Below are 17,644 nucleotides of genomic sequence, written 5' to 3' on the forward strand. Positions count from 1 at the left end.
GACGGTCACATGACGGACGGTCGCGTCACGGACGCCGGACACTTCCGCCTCGACGGGACGAGCGGGCGCGCCAGGGCGGGGGTCCTCGACCTCGCGCGCGGCACGATCCATACGCCGTGCTTCATGCCCGTGGGGACGCTCGGCACCGTGAAGTCCCTCACCCCCGGCGAACTCCGCGCGGCAGGGGTCGAGATCCTGCTCGGGAACGCGTATCACCTCTACCTGAGGCCCGGGACCCGCGTCCTCAAGGAACTCGGCGGACTTCACCGTTTCATGGGATGGGATGGGCCCATCCTCACGGACTCGGGCGGTTTCCAGGTGTTCTCGCTCGCGCGCATCAACGAGATCGACGACGAAGGGGTGACCTTCCGCAGCCACCTCGACGGGAGCCTGCACCGGCTGACCCCGGAACTGTCGATGGACATCCAGGCCGCGATCGGCTCCGACATCCGCATGGCGTTCGACGAATGTCCCCCCGGCGAGGCGTCGCGCGAGGCGGCCCGGACCGCGGTCGAACGCTCCCTCGCCTGGCTCGAGCGCTGCCGCGACAGCCACGAAGCTCATCCCGATAGCGGCGGGCTCCTCTTCCCGATCGTACAGGGCGCGTCGTTCGAGGATCTGCGCCTCGAGTCGATCGAGCGCACGCTGGCGGCGGGCGAGTGGCCGGGGATCGGGATCGGCGGCCTCTCCGTGGGCGAGGCGAAGGATGCTACGCACCGCGTGCTCGACGTCATCGAACCCGCGCTGCCCTCCGACCGCCCCCGGTATCTCATGGGGGTCGGCTATCCCGACGATGTCGTCGAGGCGGTGCGGCGCGGCGTGGACATGTTCGACTGCGTGGCGCCGACCCGGAACGGGCGCAACGGCACCGCTTTCACGGCCGAAGGTCGCCTCAACATCAAGGGGGCGCGCTTCGCGGCCGATCCCGCTCCGCTCGACGCGACGTGCGACTGCGCCTGCTGCGCGGGCTACAGCCGCGCCTACCTGCGCCACCTGTTCGTGAGCAACGAACTCCTCGGCCTGCGGCTCCTGTCGCTGCACAACGTGCGGTTCCTGATTCGATTGACTTCACTCGCCCGCGCGGCGATCCTGCGGGGCGACTACGACCGCTGGGCCGATGCCTGGCTGGCCACGTACCGACGCGGACCCGCGGCGCCGTGACGTCAGGGGACGCCGAGGACACAGAAGGCGAGGACGGAGCATGCTGATTGTCAGCTTCATGGGCGGCGGGGAAGGCGGGACGGCGAACCCGGCCGCGACGATGATGATGATGTTCGGGTTCATCGCCATCTTCTACTTCATCTTCTTCCGCCCGCAGCGAAAGCAGCAGCGCGAGCATCAGGAGTTGGTCAAGAACCTGAAGCGGGGAGACGTGGTCACGACCATCGGCGGCATCGTCGGAACCATCGTCCACCTCACGAACGAGCGCGTCACGGTCAAGACCGGCGACACGCGGGTCGAGGTCGAGCGCTCGAAGATCGGCAGGGTCGACTCCCGGAGCTGACCGAGCCGGCCCGCAAAGTCGCTGTGATCCTGGAAATCCGCACCTTCGGCGACCCCGTACTGAGGGAGAAGTGCGCCCCCGTGGCGGACATCGACGACGGGATGCGCCGCCTCGCCGAGGACATGCAGGAGACGATGTACAACGCCGACGGCATCGGGCTCGCCGCGCCGCAGGTGGGCGTTCCGGTCCGGCTCTTCGTCTACGACGTGCGCGATTCCGACATCGCCCCCGGCGTCCTCGTGAACCCCGAGATCGTCGAGGCGGAGGGGACATCGAAGGAGGAGGAGGGATGCCTCAGCATCCCCGGGCTGGCGGAGATCGTCGAGCGCAGCGCGTCGATCGTCGTGCGCGGGCTGGGGCTGGACGGGGAACCGGTGGAGATCCGGGCCGACGGCCTCCTCAGCCGCTGCCTCCAGCACGAGACGGACCACCTCGACGGGATCCTCTTCCTCGACCGCGTGAGTCCGCTCAAGCGGAAGATGCTGCTCGGGAAGTGGCGCAAGCAGGCTTGAGGGTCCTGTTCTGGGGGACGCCGGAGTTCGGGCTCCCCTCGCTGGAGGCGATGCGGGCGGCGGGCCACGAGATCGCGGGCGTGGTGACGAACCCCGACCGGCCGGCGGGACGGGGACGCGCGATGCGGGCCAGTCCGGTGACGGAGTGGGCGCTGGCGGCCGAAGTGCCCGTTCTGCAGCCCGTCCGCCCGGGCGAGGCGGCGTTCCTCGACGCGGCGCGCCGGCTCACCCCCGATGTCTCCGTCGTGGCGGCGTACGGCCGCATCCTCCCGCGCGAGGCGCTCGATCTGCCGCCGCTCGGTTCGTTCAACGTCCACGCGTCGCTCCTGCCCGCCCTGCGCGGGGCCGCCCCGATCAACTGGGCGATCATCCGCGGGCATGCCGAGTCGGGGGTCAGCATCCAGCGCATGGTCGCCGCGCTCGACGCCGGACCGGTGCTCGGGCAGACCCGCATCCCGATCCACGCCGCCATGACCGCCGGGGAGTTGTACGAGGCGGTGGCCCGGGCGGGAGCGACGCGGCTCGTCGAGGTGCTGGCCGAGATCGCGGCCGGGCGCGCCGTCGAGACGCCGCAGGACGAAGCGCGCGCGACGTGGGCCCCGAAACTCGACCGGGAGGCGGCGCGCATCGACTGGTCGCGCGCCGCCCCCGAACTGGCCCGCCGGCTGCGCGGCTGCGACCCCTGGCCCGCGGCCTGGACCACCCTCCGCGGGCGGTCGCTGCAGTGCTTCGAACCGACCGTCGAGCCCGACGCCCCCGGAGCGGGCGACGCCGCCACGACGGCCGGGGTTCCGGCGCCGGGCACGGTCATCGAAGCGCACCCCGTGCGGGGGCTGCGGGTCGCCACCGGAGACGGGGTCCTCCGCGTCGGCGCCGTCAAGCCGGCCGGCCGCCGGCGCATGTCCGCCGCCGCCTGGGTCCGCGGGGTCGCCCGGGGGGTCGCGGACCTGAAGGGGGTCCGCTTCGACTGACGCGCGGCTTGACGGTTTCCGCCACCGGCTCGACGGCTTCCCGCGGCTGCACGTGCTCGTCTCGGAGCGGGAGGTGGACGGCCCCTCCGGCCTCGCGGCGGTCGAACGCGCGATGGAGCGCGGGGCCCCCATCGCGGTACATCTGAGGGCGCGTCTCTCCACCCGTCGCCTGTTCGAGATCGCCGCTGAACTGGCCTCGAGCGCGGCGCGGACGGGGGGTTGGCTGGTGGTGAACGGACGGCCCGATGTCGCGCTGGCGGCCGGCGCGCGGGCGGTGCAGCTTGGACGAACCGCCCTCGGGGTGAAGGAGACGCGCCGCATGGTCGAGGCGTGCGCGGGGAGGCTGGCGATCGGGGCATCCGTACACGATGCGGAGGGCGCGTTTCGAGCCGTTCGGGACGGCGCCGACTACCTTGTGCCGGGCACGATCTACGCCACGCCCTCGCACCCCGGGCGCGCGGGAAGCGGCCCCGCGGCGGTGACCGAGGCCGTGGCCGCCGCCGTCCGCGCCGCGCCGACCGCCGCGCCGACCGCCGCGCCGGTTCTCGCCATCGGCGGCCTGCGCGCGGAGCGGATCGACGAGGTCGTGGAGGCTGGCGCGCACGGGATCGTGGTGGCGCGCGCGGTGTGGTCGGCTCCCGACCCGGCGCGGGCCGCGCTCGATCTGAGGAGAAGACTGGACCGGAGATGGGATGGACGAGATACGGATACAGGTGAACGGACGGGAGCGTGACGTTCCCGCGGGAACGTCCGTGGCGGTGTTGCTCCGCGACCTCGGACTGGACGGGCGGGCGATCGTCGTCGAACTGAACCGTCGGATCGTCCGGCCGCCGGAGATCGAGAGCATCCGGTTCGAGGCCGGCGACCGCGTCGAACTCGTCCACTTCGTGGGAGGCGGCTGAACGATGGACGCGCTCGAGATCGGCGGCCGCACGTTCGATTCCCGTCTCATCGTGGGGACGGGGAAATACCCGAGTCCCGAGGTGATGCTCGAGGCGATCCGGGCCTCCGGCGCCGGCATGGTCACGGTCGCGGTGCGGCGGGTCGACATCGAGAACCCGGACCGCGACGACATCCTGCGGACGATCACTCCGAACGAGTTCGAACTCCTCCCCAACACGGCGGGGTGCTACACCGCCGAGGACGCGATCCGCTTCGCGCGGCTGGGGCGCGCGGCGGGGATGAGCGACTGGGTGAAGCTCGAGGTCATCGGCGACGCCGACACGCTCTTCCCCCACACCGAGGCGTTGATCGAGGCCACGCGCGTGCTCGTGGCCGAGGGGTTCACCGTCCTTCCCTACACGAACGACGACCTCGTGACGGCGCTCAGGCTCGAGGACGCCGGGGCCGCGGCGGTGATGCCGCTCGCCTCTCCGATCGGGAGCGGCCTCGGGCTGCTGAACCCGCTCAACATCCGGATCATCAAGTCCAGGCTCTCCGTCCCGGTCGTCGTCGACGCCGGGGTGGGGACGGCCTCCGACGCGTGCGCGACGATGGAGCAGGGGGTCGACGGCGTGCTCATGAACACGGCGATCGCCGCGGCGGAGGATCCGGTGGAGATGGCGCGGGCGATGCGGCTGGCGGTGGAGGCGGGGCGCCGCGCGTACCTCGCCGGACGCATGCCGCGCCGCGAATGGGCGGTGCCGTCGAGTCCGCTCGAGGGTCTGCCGCCCCCGGATTGAGCCCGCGGACTCCGCTGAACCCGCGCGCGGCGGCCCACCGGATCCTGGCCGATGTGAGGGTCGGCGCCCTGTCCGATCTCGCGGCCTCGCGCATCCTCCCCGGCGTGGACCCCGTGGACCGCGGCCTGGCCCTGGACATTGCGTTCGGCTGCCTGCGGCTGCGCGCGCGCCTGGACGTCTGGATCGCGGCCTTCGCGGACCGGCCGCTCCGCCGGATCGACCCGACCGTGCGGGACTGGCTGCGGATCGGGGTCTACCAGCTGACGGAGTTGCGGACGCCGGATCACGCCGCGGTCGGCGAGACGGTGCGCGCGGCGCGGGCCGGGGTGGGGCGGAAGCGGGTCGGGTACGTGAACGCCGTGCTGCGGGCCGTGGCCAGGGGGCGGGACGGCGCCGATCCGTTCCCCGAGCCCGACGCGGATCCGGTCGCGCACCTGTGTTCGTGGGGCTCGCACCCCGAGTGGCTCCTGCGGCGCTGGCTCGCGCGCTGGCCGCTGGCCGATGTGCGGCGGCTCGTCGAAGGGCAGAACCGTCCCCCGGACGTCGTGCTGCGGATGCTGGACGGCGACGACCCCGTGCCGCCGGAGGGCGTCCGGCTCGCGCCCGTGCCCGGCTGGCCGCGCTCCTTCACGCTCGCGGAGGGCGCCCCCGCGGCGGCGCTCGCCGGGCTCCGCGCCGTGGTGCAGGACCCTGCGGCCTCCTCGGTGGTAGATTATGTGGGTCGTCGGCCCGCCGAACCCGTGCTGGACGTGTGCGCGGCGCCGGGCACGAAGGCCGTGGGGCTCGCGGCGGCATACGGCGTGCCGGTCGTGGCGCTCGACGTCTCGCGGGGGCGGCTCGCCCGCCTCGCCGCGCCGGCCCGGCGGCTGAAGCTGCCGGTGAGCGCGGCCGTCGCCGACGCGCGCCGGCTTCCGGTCGCCGAGGCCGGGACCGTGCTGGCCGACGTGCCCTGCACGGGCACCGGGGTCCTGCGGCGGCGGGCCGACGCCCGCTGGCGGCTCGACGAGCGCGGCCTCGGCGCCCTCGTGGCGCTGCAGCGCGAGATCATGGACGCTTGCGCCGATGCCGTACGGCCGGGCGGCCTTCTGGTCTACAGCACATGTTCGCTCGAACGCGAGGAGAACGAAGGACAGGTGGACGCCTTCCTCGAGCGCAGGCCCGACTACCGGCGCGAACCGCCGGACGCGGTCCCCGATGGCTGCGTGACCCCGCGCGGCGACCTCTTCGTCCGCCCCTGGGTCACCGACACCGACGGCGCCTACGCGGCGCGGCTGCGGAGGGTCGCGTGAAGTTCCTCCGCGCCCTCCTCCTCACCGCCGTCATGTGCGGCCTCGGCTACACCGCGGCCGCGCGCTGGCTCTTCCCAGCGGCGGCGGACCCCACCGACGTCGATTTCACCGAGGTGCCCGATCTCACCGGCACCCCGCTCGCGGAGGCGGAGCGGCAACTCGCAGCCCTCGGCTTCGCCGCCCTCGAGCGCGGCCGCCTCAGCCACGACGGCATCGCGGCCGGGGCCGTCGTCGCCCAGACCCCGCTCCCGGGCCAGACCACCCAGACCGGCGACACGGTCTTTCTCACGACGAGCGCCGGCGTCGAGACCCGCGTCGTCCCCGATCTCGGCGGACTCCCGACCGCCGATGCGGCGACGCTGCTCACCCGACTCGGGTTCGAGATCGACATCGAGGATGTGGAGGATACCCCGGCGGCCGGCGCGATCCGCACCGAGCCCGAAGCCGGCGCCCGCCTCACGCTGCCCGCCTCGGTTCGGCTCTTCGTGAGCCGGGGCCGGGCGATCGTCACCGTCCCCGACCTGCGCGGCCGCCACGTCGACGACCTCGAGGCCCTCCTGAAGGAGGTGGCACTGCGCCTCGGCGCGGTCCGCTACCAGGCCGACGCGCGCGACGTGCAGGGCCGCGTCGTGTTTCAGAGTCCGGACCCCGGCTCCCCCCTGCGCGGAGACGGCCTCGTCTCGGTGATCGTGGCCGGGACGCCGCCCGATACGCCGCCCGATACGGCGTCCGATACGCCGCCCGATACCGTCTCCAGGATGGAGAGATAGGATGGAGAGATAGGATGGATCTTCAGGGACTGCTGACCCGGAACTGGCCCTACAAGGCGGCCGCGCTCGTGCTCTCGATCCTCCTCTGGCTGCGCGTGTCGGCCGACGGCCAACTCGCCGAACAGGCCGTGCCCACCCTCCTCGAGATCCAGGTGAGCGACTCCGCCTGGAGTCTGCGCGAGGTCATCCCCTCGGAGATCACGACCACGTTCCGCGGCGGGAGGAACGAAGTCTTCGCCACGCGCTTCGAGGAAAACAGGATCCGCAAGGTCATCGACCAGGTGGAAGACAGCGTGGTGAGCGTCGAGCTTTCGCCGTCCGAGGTCATCTACAACCGCGAACTCGGCGTCGAACCCGTGGCCGTGAGCCCCGCCATCGTCTCCGTCCGGCTCGAAGAGCGGGTGGGGAAGTGGGTCGCCGTCGCCGGGAGGACGGACGCGCGGGCGGCGCCGGGCGCCTTCGTCGTCGGCATGCGGCTCGCGCCCGACAGCGTGTGGCTGCAGGGGCCCGCCTCGTTCGTGAACCGCGTCTCCGAGGTCACGACCGAGCTTCTCCGAGTCGGCGCGGTGTCGAGACCGGTGACCCAGCAACTGGGGATCGCGCTGCCGCCCGATCTCTCGGGACTCTCCGTCGAGCCGGCCACCGTGATCGGCACCGTCGAGGTCGACTCCCTCGTCACCCGCCGGTTCGAGGCCCCGGTCTCCGCCACGGGCCTGGGGGTGGGCTCCGGAGCGGGGACAGTGTCGCTCGAACCGGCCACCGTCACGGCCGCCGTCTCCGGCCCGGCCGCCGTCGTGGACGGACTCGACCCCGCCGACCTCACCCTGACGGTCGAGATCCCCGCCTTCTTCGATGGCGCGGGTTCCTTCCCCGTGCGCGTCCGGCTGCCCGAGGATGTGGCCGCCACGGTGACGATCGACCTCTCGCCGGAGCGCGTGTCCGCCGGCTCGGCCGGCTCCGGCGCCGGCTCTGCCCCGAGCGACCCGTAAACGTGAGACCCACAGGCGCCGACGCGCCCGCCCTCGGGTTCCGGGACGGTCCGGTGCTCGGCATCGAGACCTCCTGCGACGAGACCTCGGCCGCGGTCGTCGATGAGACCGGCATCCGGGCGCTGGCCATCGCCTCGCAGGACGCGCACGCCGCGTTCGGCGGCGTCGTGCCGGAGATCGCGGCGCGCGAGCACATCCGGTCGCTCGACGCGATGGTGCGGCACGCGATGCGCGAGGCGGGAGTCGGCCGCGACGAGATCGCGGGCGTCGGGGTGACGGCGGGCCCCGGTCTCGTCGGCGCCCTCCTCGTGGGGGTGAACTGGGCCAAGGCCTACGCCTTCGCCCGCGACCTCCCGCTGCTCGGCGTCCATCACATGGAGGGACACCTGTACGGAACCGCGCTCGAGCACCCGGCGGCCCGGCCGCCGTTCATCGGCCTCCTCGTGTCGGGCGGGCACACGCTCCTCCTCGAAGCGCGGGCGTGGGGCCGCTACCGGCTCCTCGGGCAGACGCGGGACGACGCGGCGGGCGAGGCGTTCGACAAGGTGGCGCGCCGCCTGGGCCTCGCGTATCCCGGCGGTCCCGAGATCCAGCGCGCCGCGTCGGGCGGAGATGCCGCCCGGTTCCGGTTGCCGCGTCCCATGCTGACCGGGCGCGATGATCCGGGCGATCGGTCGTACTACGACATGTCGTTCTCGGGCCTCAAGACGGCGGTGGCCCGCATCGCGGCGGAGCGGGAAGCCGACGGGACACTGGAGGAGGCCGTGCCCGATCTGGCCGCGGGGTTCCAGGAGGCGGTCGTCGATGTGCTCATCGCGAAGACGCTGCGAGCCGTGGAGCAGACGGGCTGCCGCCGGGTCGTTCTGGGGGGCGGAGTGGCGCGAAACTCCCGACTGCGCAAAAGTTTATCGGAGCGCCTGGGCTCGTCCGGGGAGCTGTACGCCCCCTCGCCCCGCCTCGCGACGGACAACGCGGCCATGATCGCCGCCGTCGCGCGTCACCGCCTGGCGAACGGCGAGCGAAGCCCGTGGTCGCTCAACGCCGAGGCGGGCCTCGCGTTTCCCGGCCTGGTCCAGGACCCGGCTTGATCCGCCGCCCGACCCGATCCGCCGTCCGGCCCGGCCCGGTCGGCAGCCCGTGACCCGAGGGAGTGTGCCAACGTGTTTCCTGAACTCTTCACCCTGAACCTGCCGCTGATCGGCGAGTTCACGCTCACGTCCTTCGGACTCCTGATGGCGCTCGCCTTCCTGTCGGGATACATGGTCCTGCGCGCGGAGACCGACCGTCTCGGCGCGGGCCGCGACCTCGCGGCCGACATGCTGATCGGGGCGCTGATCGGCGGCATCGTCGGGGCCAAGATCTACTACGTGCTCCTGAACTGGGACCGCACGGCCGTCGACCCGCTGGGGATGATCTTCTCGCGCAGCGGACTCGTCTGGTACGGCGGCTTCATCGGCGGTTTCCTCGGCGTCATGTGGGTCCTCGGCCGCCGTCCCGTCGCGCGCGGCCTCGCGGTGGACGCCGTCGCCCCCGCCCTCTCCCTCGCCTACGGGATCGGTCGCATGGGCTGCTTCCTCGTCGGCGACGACTACGGGCGGCCGACCGACTCCTTCGCGGGCATGGCTTTTCCCAACGGGCTGCCGCCCTCGACCGCGGGCAACCTCCGCCGCTTCGGCGCCGAGGTGGACCCCGCGCTCCCCGACATCGAGGTCCTCGCCGTCCATCCGACGCAGCTCTACGAGACGGGGCTCTCGCTCATCATCTTCTTCATCCTGTGGCGGCTGCGCCGGCACCCGCACGTCCAGGGGTGGCTGTTCGGCCTCTGGCTGGCGCTCGCCGCGATCGAGCGCTTCGTCGTCGAGTTCTTCCGCGCGAAGGACGACCGCTTCCTCGGGAGCTTCACGCTCGCGCAGGCGATCTCGATCGTCATGTTCGCCGCGGGCGTGGCGGTGGTCGTGAGGCTGCGCCGCCGGGCGCGAGAGGCGGCCGTGTGAACCGCCCGGCTCCGGTCGGGCTGGCGCTCGCCGTCGGGCTGGCGCTCGCCGTCGCGCTCGCCGGGCCGCCCACGCTGGCCGGCCAGACGCCGACCAACGAAGAGGTGACTCGCCGCGCCGAGGTGCGCGCCCTCTACATCATCGGCAACCAGGCGCTCTCCGACGGCCAGTTGCGCGCGGTCATCCGCACCCGCGACACCGAGTGCAAGAGCCTCCTCCTGCAGCTGCCGTTCTGCCTGCTCAGGCACGCGGGGGTGGACGTGGGGTTCGCGCAGAACCGGGCCTACCTCGACACGCTCGCGGTGGCGGAGGACGCGATCCGGCTGCGCGCGTACTACAACCGGCGCGGCTACTACGAGGCGCAGGTCGATCGCGAGATCCGCGGCGACGGCCGCGAGGCCCGCGTCTGGTTCACGATCGACGAAGGCCCGCCGACCCTCATCGACAGCCTCGTCATCCGGGGACTGCCCGAGACCCTCCCCCCGGAGCAGGCCTCCGCCTTCCTCGGCCTGGCGGAGGGAGATCCCCTCGACCGGATCCGGCTCCAGGTCGGCAAGGACAGCCTCGTGCGGATTCTCCGCCGCCAGGGGTACATCGATGCGCTCGTGCTGGAGGACGGCAGCCGCGTCTACGGCGGCCCCGCGCGGGTGGAAGTCGACGTACACCCCGGCCCCCGCTTCCGCGTGGGAGAGGTCCGGATCGAAGGCGCCGGGGCCCTCGGCGAGAAGGTGGTCCGCGACCTCTTCCCCCTCGCTCCGGGGCAGTACTACAACCAGGAGGTGGAACAGGAGGGCCAGCGGAATCTCTTCGGCCTCGAGGCCGTCCGCTTCGCCTCGATCCGCCAGGAGGACCCGTCCCCGCCGGACGGCGCCGGGCCGGACGGCGCCGCGCCGGGGCGCGCGGCGGCCGACTCGACGATCGACCTCGTCGTCCAGATCACGCCGGCCGCGCCGCGGGCCGCACGCGGCGGCGTGGGATGGAGTACCGACGCCTGCGTGCAGGCCGAGTCGCAGTTCACGCACCGCAACCTCCTGGGCGGCGCCCGCCGCCTGCAGCTCACGGCCCAGCTCTCGAACCTCTTCGCCGGGGAGCTGGGCGGCGCCTTCCCCTGCTCCGATGTCGGCACCGGCGCGGAGTTCCGGAAGCTCAACTTCCTGCTGCAGACCGAACTCATCCTCCCCGTCGTGTTCTCGGGCGAGAACAGCCTCCGGGCGCGGCTGTTCATCGAGCGCGAGACGATCCCCGACGTCTTCATTCAGGAGGCGCTGGGGGCCGAGATCGGGATCACGCGCCGCCTGAGCCGCACCATGACGGCGACCCTCTCGTACTCGCCCACCTACACCGGCTTCGGCGAGCAGTCCGCCGACATCTTCTTCTGCGTCAACTTCGGCTTCTGCGAGGCCGACGACATCGTCACCGTGAGCCGTTCCCGGTGGCTCGCGCCCCTGACCCTCGGGTGGGTCTGGAACCGGACCGACGACCCGCTGCGCCCGACCCGCGGCTTCTACGTCACGGCCGAGGGCGAGGGCGCGGCCCGCAGCACCGGCTCGCAGTACAAGTACCTGCGGATCGTGGGCCAGGCCGCCGGCTTCTTCGAACTCGAACCCGGCCTCGTGGTGGCCGCGCGCGCCCGCAGCGGCATCGTCCGCTTCCCCGGCACGCGGATCTTCACCCCCGGCTCGTCCCGCGCCGACCGGCTCGTCCACCCCTCGCGGCGCTTCTTCGTCGGCGGCCCGCAGAGCGTCCGCGGCTTCGGTCAGAACCTCCTCGGCCCCCGCGTGCTCGTCGCCGACGCGACCGAGGACTGTCCGGGAGGAGATTTCGAGGCCTGCGTCCAGCGGATAGCGACCGAAGACCCCGGCGCCTTCGACCAGCGGCCGAGGGGCGGCGACGCCGGCCTCGACATCAGCCTCGAGCTTCGGAGATACCTGAGCCCCCAGTGGGGTCTCGTCTTTTTCGCCGACGCGGGCAGCGTCTCCCAGAACCTGACGGAGCTGAAGCACGTCGTGTGGACGCCGGGGATGGGACTGCGGTTCACGAGCCCGATCGGTTCCATCCGGCTCGATGTGGGCTACAATACGACGTATGCGGCCGAGTTGCCGGCGATCGTTTCCCTGCAGGACGGGACCTTGATACAGATGGAGGAGCCCGTGCGATTCGACCCGTTCCGGTTCGACGACCCGAGGCCGCTGCGCGAGATGTGGCGCCGCTTCCAGATCCACATATCGATCGGTGAGGCGTTTTGACCTCCGACGAACTGCCGACGCCCACCGAGCCGACGCCCGAGCCCGAGCCCGAGCCCGAGCCCGAGCCCGCGCGCCGGCGCCGGCGGCTCGCGCTTCCCGTGATCGGGGTCCTGGGCCTGCTCGCGCTCGTGACCGCGTACTTCGTGACCCGGACCGCCCCCGGCCGCAACGCGGCGCTCTCCCTGATCGAGGAAGCCATCGAGGGAAGCGTGAACGGCGACGTCCGGCTCGGCCCCGCGCTCTCCGGCAACGTCGTCACCGGCCTCACCCTCTCCCGCCTCGAGATCCTCGATGCCGATAGCGCGGTGTTCCTGGCGCTCGACACCGTCACGATCGCCTACGATCCCTTGGCGCTGCTCCGCCGGCAGCTGGAGATCCGGCGTCTCCACGCGAGCGGTTTGGACCTCCAGCTCACGCAGTACCCCGACGGCCGCTGGAACTTCGACCGTATCTTCGGCCCTGCGCCCCCGGCCGCCGATCCGGCCCCCGACCCGGCCGCGGCGCTGGCCACGGCGTCTCTGGTCCCGGGCGCGGCCTCGCTGGCGCAGGCCGCGAACGGCGGCGCCCTGAGCCTCCTCTTCCGCAACCTGACCGTGGCCTCCGGCCGCATCCGCATCCGCACGCCGTTTACCGCGAGGATGAGCGGAAGCCAGCGCGCGCGCGCGCTGCGGGAGGCCCGGAGCGGCACCTCCCCGTGGGCCCTGTTCGAGACCCCCGAGGGCGAGTTCGACAACCTGTACGAACTCTCGAACGTCCGCGGGCGCTTCCCCCTCGTGCGTCTCTCGGACTCGGCCGACCCGCTCCTGATCGAACTCGAGAACCTGAGCGGCACGCTACTCGCCGTGCGCCAGCCGCTCGAGCTGGAACGCCTCAGCGGGAGCCTCACGCTGGGCGACACCGCCCACATCTCCATCGAACGGTTCGAGACGGATCGCTCCGTGGTGCGCGGGACCGGCTGGATGGCCGGGGCCGACCCCGTGCAGCACCGCTTCGAACTCGAAGCCGAGCCGATCGATGTCCGCGATCTGCGCTGGATCCCGATCGACCTCCCCGAAGCCGGCGGCGGACCGATGCGGGTCGACCTCTACAGCCGCGGCGCGACCACGGTCGTCGACATCTCGAACGGCGATTTCCGGACCGGCGAAACCCGCCTCACGGGCGGCATGGCCCTCGCCCTCGGTCTGCGCCCCAGGTTCGAGAGCCTCGATGTGCGGCTGGCCCCCTTCGACCTCGAGAGCCTGGACCGCCTGCTGGGACGCGAGTCCGCGCCCGCCGACAGCACCGCAGCCGCCGGCAGCACCGCAGCCGCCGGCAGCACCGCAGCCGCCGGCAGCGAGGGGTGGGCGCGCGGCACCATCCGGGGCTCCGGCTACATGGACGACCTGAGGGTCGACGCCGATCTCACTCTCGAGGCCCCCGGCGTGCCCCCCGGGGCGGAGATGCCCTCCCGCCTGCGGGCGCGCGGGGGCGTCGCCTTCAGCCCCGCAGCCGACACCGACAGCGCAGCCGACGCCGACCCCGCAGCCGACGCGACAAACCTGGGGCTGCGCGGGCTCGAGGTGACGCTCGATCGGTTCGAGCCGCGCTGGACCCGGCTCCTCGATATGGATCTGGAGGTCGGCGGACGCTTCGATGGCACCCTCACGCTGGATCGCGATGCGGGCGGGGCCGTGGACTTCGTCGGCGCGGTGGATCACCTGTCGTCGGCGGGCGACTTCTCCCGCTTCACGGGCGCCGGGAGGCTGGACCTCGACGGGTCGGGCGTCGACGCGGCGCTCGACGTGAACCCCCTCTCCCTCTCCCTGCTGCGGCCGTGGGCGCCCGGCGTCGAACTCGCCGGCAGCGTGACCGGTCCGGTCCGGGTCAGCGGGGTCCGCGAGGCCCTCGTCATCGACGCGAGCCTGGACTCCGATCTCGGCGGCATCACGCTCGACGGGGAATTCGACCTCGCCTCCGAGGAGTTGCGCTACGACGCGCGGATCGAGGGGACCGATCTCTCCCTCAACGAGTGGATCGAGGGCGCCCCCGAGTCGCGGCTCGCCATTCGCGGACACGTGGCGGGAGCCGGCGTCGACCCCGCGACGCTCGAGGCCGCCTTCGACTTCGACATCCTCTCCTCCGCGGTGGATCAGGCCGAGATCTTCGACAGCCGCGTCCGGTTCGACATCGCGGACGGCGTGGCCATGATCGACAGTCTCTACCTCGCCTCCGACGTGGGGACGTTGCTGGCGCGCGGCAGCCTCGGGCTCACGGAGGGGCGCGAGGGACGGATCGACTTCGAGGCGGACGCCGCCGACCTCTCCGACTGGGACCGCTGGTTCGTGGAAGAGATCCCGGGCGCCGCCGCGGCGGAGGCCGGCGAGCCCCTCTTCGACAGCATCGAGGCGGTGCTGGGGGGCCCCGGGAGCGGGGCGCCCACCGAAGGGCTCGAGGGCCGGCTCACGGCGCGCGGCCGGGCGACCGGTCGCTGGGGAGATCTCAAGGTCGCGGCCGACATCGAGGCCACCGGGGCGCGGTTCCGCCGCTACCAGGCCGACCACATTCAGGCCCGCGTCGAACAGTTCGACCCGATCGGCATGGACGCCTTCGACGTACGGCTCACGGCCACCGGCGCCGAACTGAACGGCCGCCCGCTCGACTCGCTCTTAGTCCGCCTCGACCGCACGGCCCCCGCGGCCGGGGCGGCCCCCGCGGCCGGGGCGGGCGCCGCGGCCGGGGCGGGCGCCCGAGCCACGGGCGCCGCCTTCTACGCGCGGCGGGATTCGAGCATCGAAGCCTCCGGCCACGCCGATGTGACCAGAGGGGACGTGTGGAGCGCCGGTCTCTCCGAGTTCCGCCTCCGCCTCGGCAAGCTCGAGTCGCGGCTGGCCCGCCCCGCCCGCCTCGTGTACTCCGATTCCGGGCTCGTCGTCGACGACCTGTGGCTCGAGGGCCAGCTCGGACGCCTGCGCGCCAACGGAGCGATCCCCGCCGCAGGGGACGGGGAACTCGCGCTCGAGTTGTTCGGCTTCCGTATCGACCAGCTCGGCTACCTCCTCGCGGAGACGTCGGCCGTCGGTGGGACGCTCGGCGGTTCCGCCACCGTCCGCGGAACCCTCACCTCCCCCACGTTCGACGGGACGCTCGACATCCTCCGGCCGTCGGTCCGGAACCAGACCTTCGAGGCGCTCAACTCCCGCTTCAGTTACGCCGGCCAGCGGCTCGAGGGGGCGATCGACCTGGTCGACGCCGGCCAGCGGCTCGGCCGGCTGGGCGGCTCCGTAGCGACCGACCTCTCCCTCGTGGATGTCGAGCGCCGTCTCCTCGACGACCCGTTCGACCTCGCCCTCACGGGCGACCGACTTCCGCTCGCCCTCATCCAACTCTTCGTGGGTGGGCTCGAGGCGGTCACCGGCGTCGCGGCCGCCGACCTCGCCCTGCGCGGCCCTCCCCGCCGACTCCGCTACACCGGCGACGTACGCCTGATGGACGGGCGCGCGTGGATACCGGCCCTCGGCGTCTGGCTCACCGACGTCCGCGCCGGGGCCGAATTCCGCAACTCCTCCGTGGCCTTCGTCGACTCGATCCACATCGCCTCGGACCTGGGCGGCTGGGCGCGCGCGCGGGGTACGGTGGACATCGCCCGGATCCGGGACGCGGTCTTCGACCTGGACTTCGAGACGACCGCCTTCCACGGCGTGTCACGGGCCGACATGACGATGGCGGCGGAGGGCGCCGGCCGACTCTCCGGCTCTTACACCGACCCCAAGGTCACGGGCGACTTCGTCCTCACCGACGGGGACCTGCGGCAGGATGAGTTCCTGCGGGCGCGGGGGGTCTTCGACCTGCGCGACGCCCCGTTCCGCGACCTCCTCGACGCGCAGGCCGCGAGCGAACGCCGGATCGTCCAGCGGTTCCGGAACCCGTTCCTGGAAAACCTCGTCGTGGACGCGCGCGTCGCCCTCGGTCCCGAACTCTGGTTGCGGTCGCCGCAAATGGACGTGGAACTGGTGTCCGAGGGACTCGATGTCTATCTGGACCGCGGCGCGGACTCCATCTACGTGTTGGGCGAGGTCCGGATTCCGCGCGGCACCTACCGGATCGAAATCCCGCCCTACGTCCGACCTCTGCGGGTCACGAACGGAGCCATCCGGTTCGTCGGAGATCCAGATTTCAATCCGGACCTCGATATCACGGCCGAGTATCGGAACCGCACCGTCGACGGCCCGGTGATCGTGGAGGCCCACATCGCGGGCCGCATGCGGGAGAGCGAACTGCTCCTGACCAGCAACCCGCCCATGGGCGAGACGGACCAGTGGTGCCTGCTCGCGGTAGGGACCCCGTGCTACCGCTCCGCCGACCGGCAACTGGCCGGACGGCTGGTGCAGGAGGGCATCCTCAACACGGTGAGTTCCGGGATCAACGCGGCGTTCGTGGGGACCACCGGCCTCTCCTACTTCAACCTCACGTCGATCAGCGCCGGCGGCCCGGGGGGCGTGGCGGCGAACCGGAACGTGTTCGAGCGCACCGCCGTGGAGTTCGGGTGGTACGCGAGCAACGACCTCTTCCTCTCATTCTGGCAACCGCTCGGTGGCGGACCGCCGCGCGCGACCCTGGAGTGGTCGTTCCTCCCCAGCTGGTCCGTGGAGGCCCGCACCGCGAGCCGCTTCGACGAGCGACTGTTCGGTCTCGCGTGGGGAACGAACATCGCCAACGACCGCACGTTCCGGCTCTTCCTGTTCCGGGAGTGGGCACTGGGCGGCGGTTCCCCGTAGCGGATGTCAGGCCCCTACCCGTATCCCGACTCGGAGCGCTTCCTCGTGCTCCTCAACCCCGGCGCCGGAGGCGGCGCGACTCAGCTGAAGTCGCTCCGCCGGCGGGTGGGTGGCGCCTTCGCGGCGCGCGGCGTCCCCTTCGACCTCTTCGAGGCCGCGGGTCCGGAGGAAGGACTCAAGGTCGCGCGCGCCGCCGCCGAGCGCGGCTACCGGGCGATCGCCGCCGTGGGAGGCGACGGCACCGTCAGCCTGGCGCTGCGCGGCGTCGCGGGAACCCGGGTGCCGGTCGCGATCATCCCCTTCGGAACGGGCAATCAACTCGCCCTCAACTTCGATATCCCCGCTTCGCTGGAGGACAGCGTCCGCGTCGCCGTTGAGGGGAAGGCGACCGAGATCGATCTCGCGCGCGCGAACGGAGAACTGTTCGCGCTCATGGCCGGCGCCGGACTCGACGCCGAGATCATGGCCGGCGCCACATCCGAACTGAAGAGCCGGATCGGCTTCGCGGCCTACCTGTACAGCGGCCTCAAGAACGTCATCGGCCACCCCGCGGCAAACTTCCGGATCATCGCGGACGATCATGAAGTGAAGGTGAAGGCGTCGATGGTGCTGCTCGCGAACGCGAGCCAGCTCGGTGCCGGCCCCCTGCCGGTGGAGTTCAGGATGGCGCCCGGGGCCTCATTCCAGGACGGACTGATCGACGTGTGCATCTACGCCCCGCGGAACCTCCCCGAGGTCGCCCGCCTCCTGTGGCGCGTGTCGAGAAACCAGTTCGGCGGCGACGACCAGATGATCTTCTTCCAGACCCGCCGCGTCCGGATCGAGGCCGACCCCCCCGTGGCGATCGAAATCGACGGCGAACCCTGCGGCGAGACCCCCATCGAAGCCGAAGTCGCCCCGCTCGCCGCCCGAATCCTCGTCCCCCGGTAGGCT

At 72.3% G+C, this 17,644-nt stretch carries 15 protein-coding genes; all 15 read left to right on the forward strand.

Features of this window, described 5'->3' with window-relative positions:
- Positions 1 to 9: 9 nt before the first annotated feature.
- Complete coding sequence (gene tgt / locus ACOOHF_RS09820) at positions 10 to 1,161, forward strand: tRNA guanosine(34) transglycosylase Tgt (RefSeq protein ID WP_420461518.1); 1,152 nt, start codon at positions 10 to 12, stop codon at positions 1,159 to 1,161.
- A 40-nt stretch (positions 1,162 to 1,201) separates the two neighbouring features.
- A complete protein-coding gene (yajC, locus tag ACOOHF_RS09825; RefSeq protein WP_420461519.1) occupies positions 1,202 to 1,504 on the forward strand; it encodes a preprotein translocase subunit YajC in 303 nt (100 codons plus the stop codon).
- A gap of 23 nt (positions 1,505 to 1,527) precedes the next feature.
- On the forward strand, positions 1,528 to 2,016 hold the full coding sequence (gene def / locus ACOOHF_RS09830; protein WP_419934820.1) for a peptide deformylase: 489 nt from the start codon (positions 1,528 to 1,530) through the stop codon (positions 2,014 to 2,016).
- Positions 2,013 to 2,987 (forward strand): methionyl-tRNA formyltransferase, encoded by a 975-nt coding sequence (gene fmt / locus ACOOHF_RS09835; protein WP_419934821.1) that lies wholly within the window; start codon positions 2,013 to 2,015, stop codon positions 2,985 to 2,987. Before def ends, fmt begins: the two co-directional genes overlap by 4 nt.
- 52 nt (positions 2,988 to 3,039) lie before the next feature.
- Positions 3,040 to 3,720, forward strand: coding sequence for a thiamine phosphate synthase (locus ACOOHF_RS09840; protein WP_420461520.1), 681 nt, complete (start codon positions 3,040 to 3,042; stop codon positions 3,718 to 3,720).
- A complete protein-coding gene (gene thiS, locus ACOOHF_RS09845) occupies positions 3,680 to 3,889 on the forward strand; it encodes a sulfur carrier protein ThiS (protein WP_419934823.1) in 210 nt (69 codons plus the stop codon). The genes ACOOHF_RS09840 and thiS overlap by 41 nt, the downstream gene beginning before the upstream one ends.
- A 3-nt stretch (positions 3,890 to 3,892) precedes the next feature.
- Positions 3,893 to 4,669 carry a thiazole synthase gene (locus ACOOHF_RS09850; protein WP_420461521.1) on the forward strand — a complete coding sequence of 259 codons (777 nt, stop codon included), beginning with the start codon at positions 3,893 to 3,895 and terminating at the stop codon, positions 4,667 to 4,669.
- Positions 4,666 to 5,958 (forward strand): RsmB/NOP family class I SAM-dependent RNA methyltransferase, encoded by a 1,293-nt coding sequence (locus ACOOHF_RS09855; RefSeq protein WP_420461522.1) that lies wholly within the window; start codon positions 4,666 to 4,668, stop codon positions 5,956 to 5,958. The genes ACOOHF_RS09850 and ACOOHF_RS09855 overlap by 4 nt, the downstream gene beginning before the upstream one ends.
- Positions 5,955 to 6,728: a PASTA domain-containing protein gene (locus ACOOHF_RS09860; RefSeq protein ID WP_420461523.1), complete on the forward strand. Its 774-nt coding sequence runs from the start codon at positions 5,955 to 5,957 to the stop codon at positions 6,726 to 6,728. The genes ACOOHF_RS09855 and ACOOHF_RS09860 overlap by 4 nt, the downstream gene beginning before the upstream one ends.
- Before the next feature lie 14 nt (positions 6,729 to 6,742).
- Positions 6,743 to 7,717 carry a YbbR-like domain-containing protein gene (locus ACOOHF_RS09865; RefSeq protein ID WP_420461524.1) on the forward strand — a complete coding sequence of 325 codons (975 nt, stop codon included), beginning with the start codon at positions 6,743 to 6,745 and terminating at the stop codon, positions 7,715 to 7,717.
- A 2-nt stretch (positions 7,718 to 7,719) separates the two neighbouring features.
- The gene (tsaD, locus tag ACOOHF_RS09870) at positions 7,720 to 8,805 is read left to right on the forward strand and encodes a tRNA (adenosine(37)-N6)-threonylcarbamoyltransferase complex transferase subunit TsaD (protein ID WP_420461525.1); all 1,086 of its coding nucleotides are present in this window, start codon (positions 7,720 to 7,722) and stop codon (positions 8,803 to 8,805) included.
- 72 nt (positions 8,806 to 8,877) lie between these two features.
- Complete coding sequence (locus tag ACOOHF_RS09875) at positions 8,878 to 9,711, forward strand: prolipoprotein diacylglyceryl transferase (RefSeq protein ID WP_420461526.1); 834 nt, start codon at positions 8,878 to 8,880, stop codon at positions 9,709 to 9,711.
- A complete protein-coding gene (locus tag ACOOHF_RS09880) occupies positions 9,708 to 11,957 on the forward strand; it encodes a BamA/OMP85 family outer membrane protein (RefSeq protein ID WP_420461527.1) in 2,250 nt (749 codons plus the stop codon). The genes ACOOHF_RS09875 and ACOOHF_RS09880 overlap by 4 nt, the downstream gene beginning before the upstream one ends.
- Complete coding sequence (locus tag ACOOHF_RS09885; protein WP_420461528.1) at positions 11,954 to 16,711, forward strand: translocation/assembly module TamB domain-containing protein; 4,758 nt, start codon at positions 11,954 to 11,956, stop codon at positions 16,709 to 16,711. The genes ACOOHF_RS09880 and ACOOHF_RS09885 overlap by 4 nt, the downstream gene beginning before the upstream one ends.
- A 3-nt stretch (positions 16,712 to 16,714) precedes the next feature.
- The gene (locus ACOOHF_RS09890; protein WP_420461529.1) at positions 16,715 to 17,641 is read left to right on the forward strand and encodes a diacylglycerol/lipid kinase family protein; all 927 of its coding nucleotides are present in this window, start codon (positions 16,715 to 16,717) and stop codon (positions 17,639 to 17,641) included.
- Positions 17,642 to 17,644 lie beyond the last annotated feature (3 nt).

Origin of the sequence: Candidatus Palauibacter sp. (genome assembly GCF_965216145.1) — a bacterium.
GTDB lineage: Bacteria > Gemmatimonadota > Gemmatimonadetes > Palauibacterales > Palauibacteraceae > Palauibacter.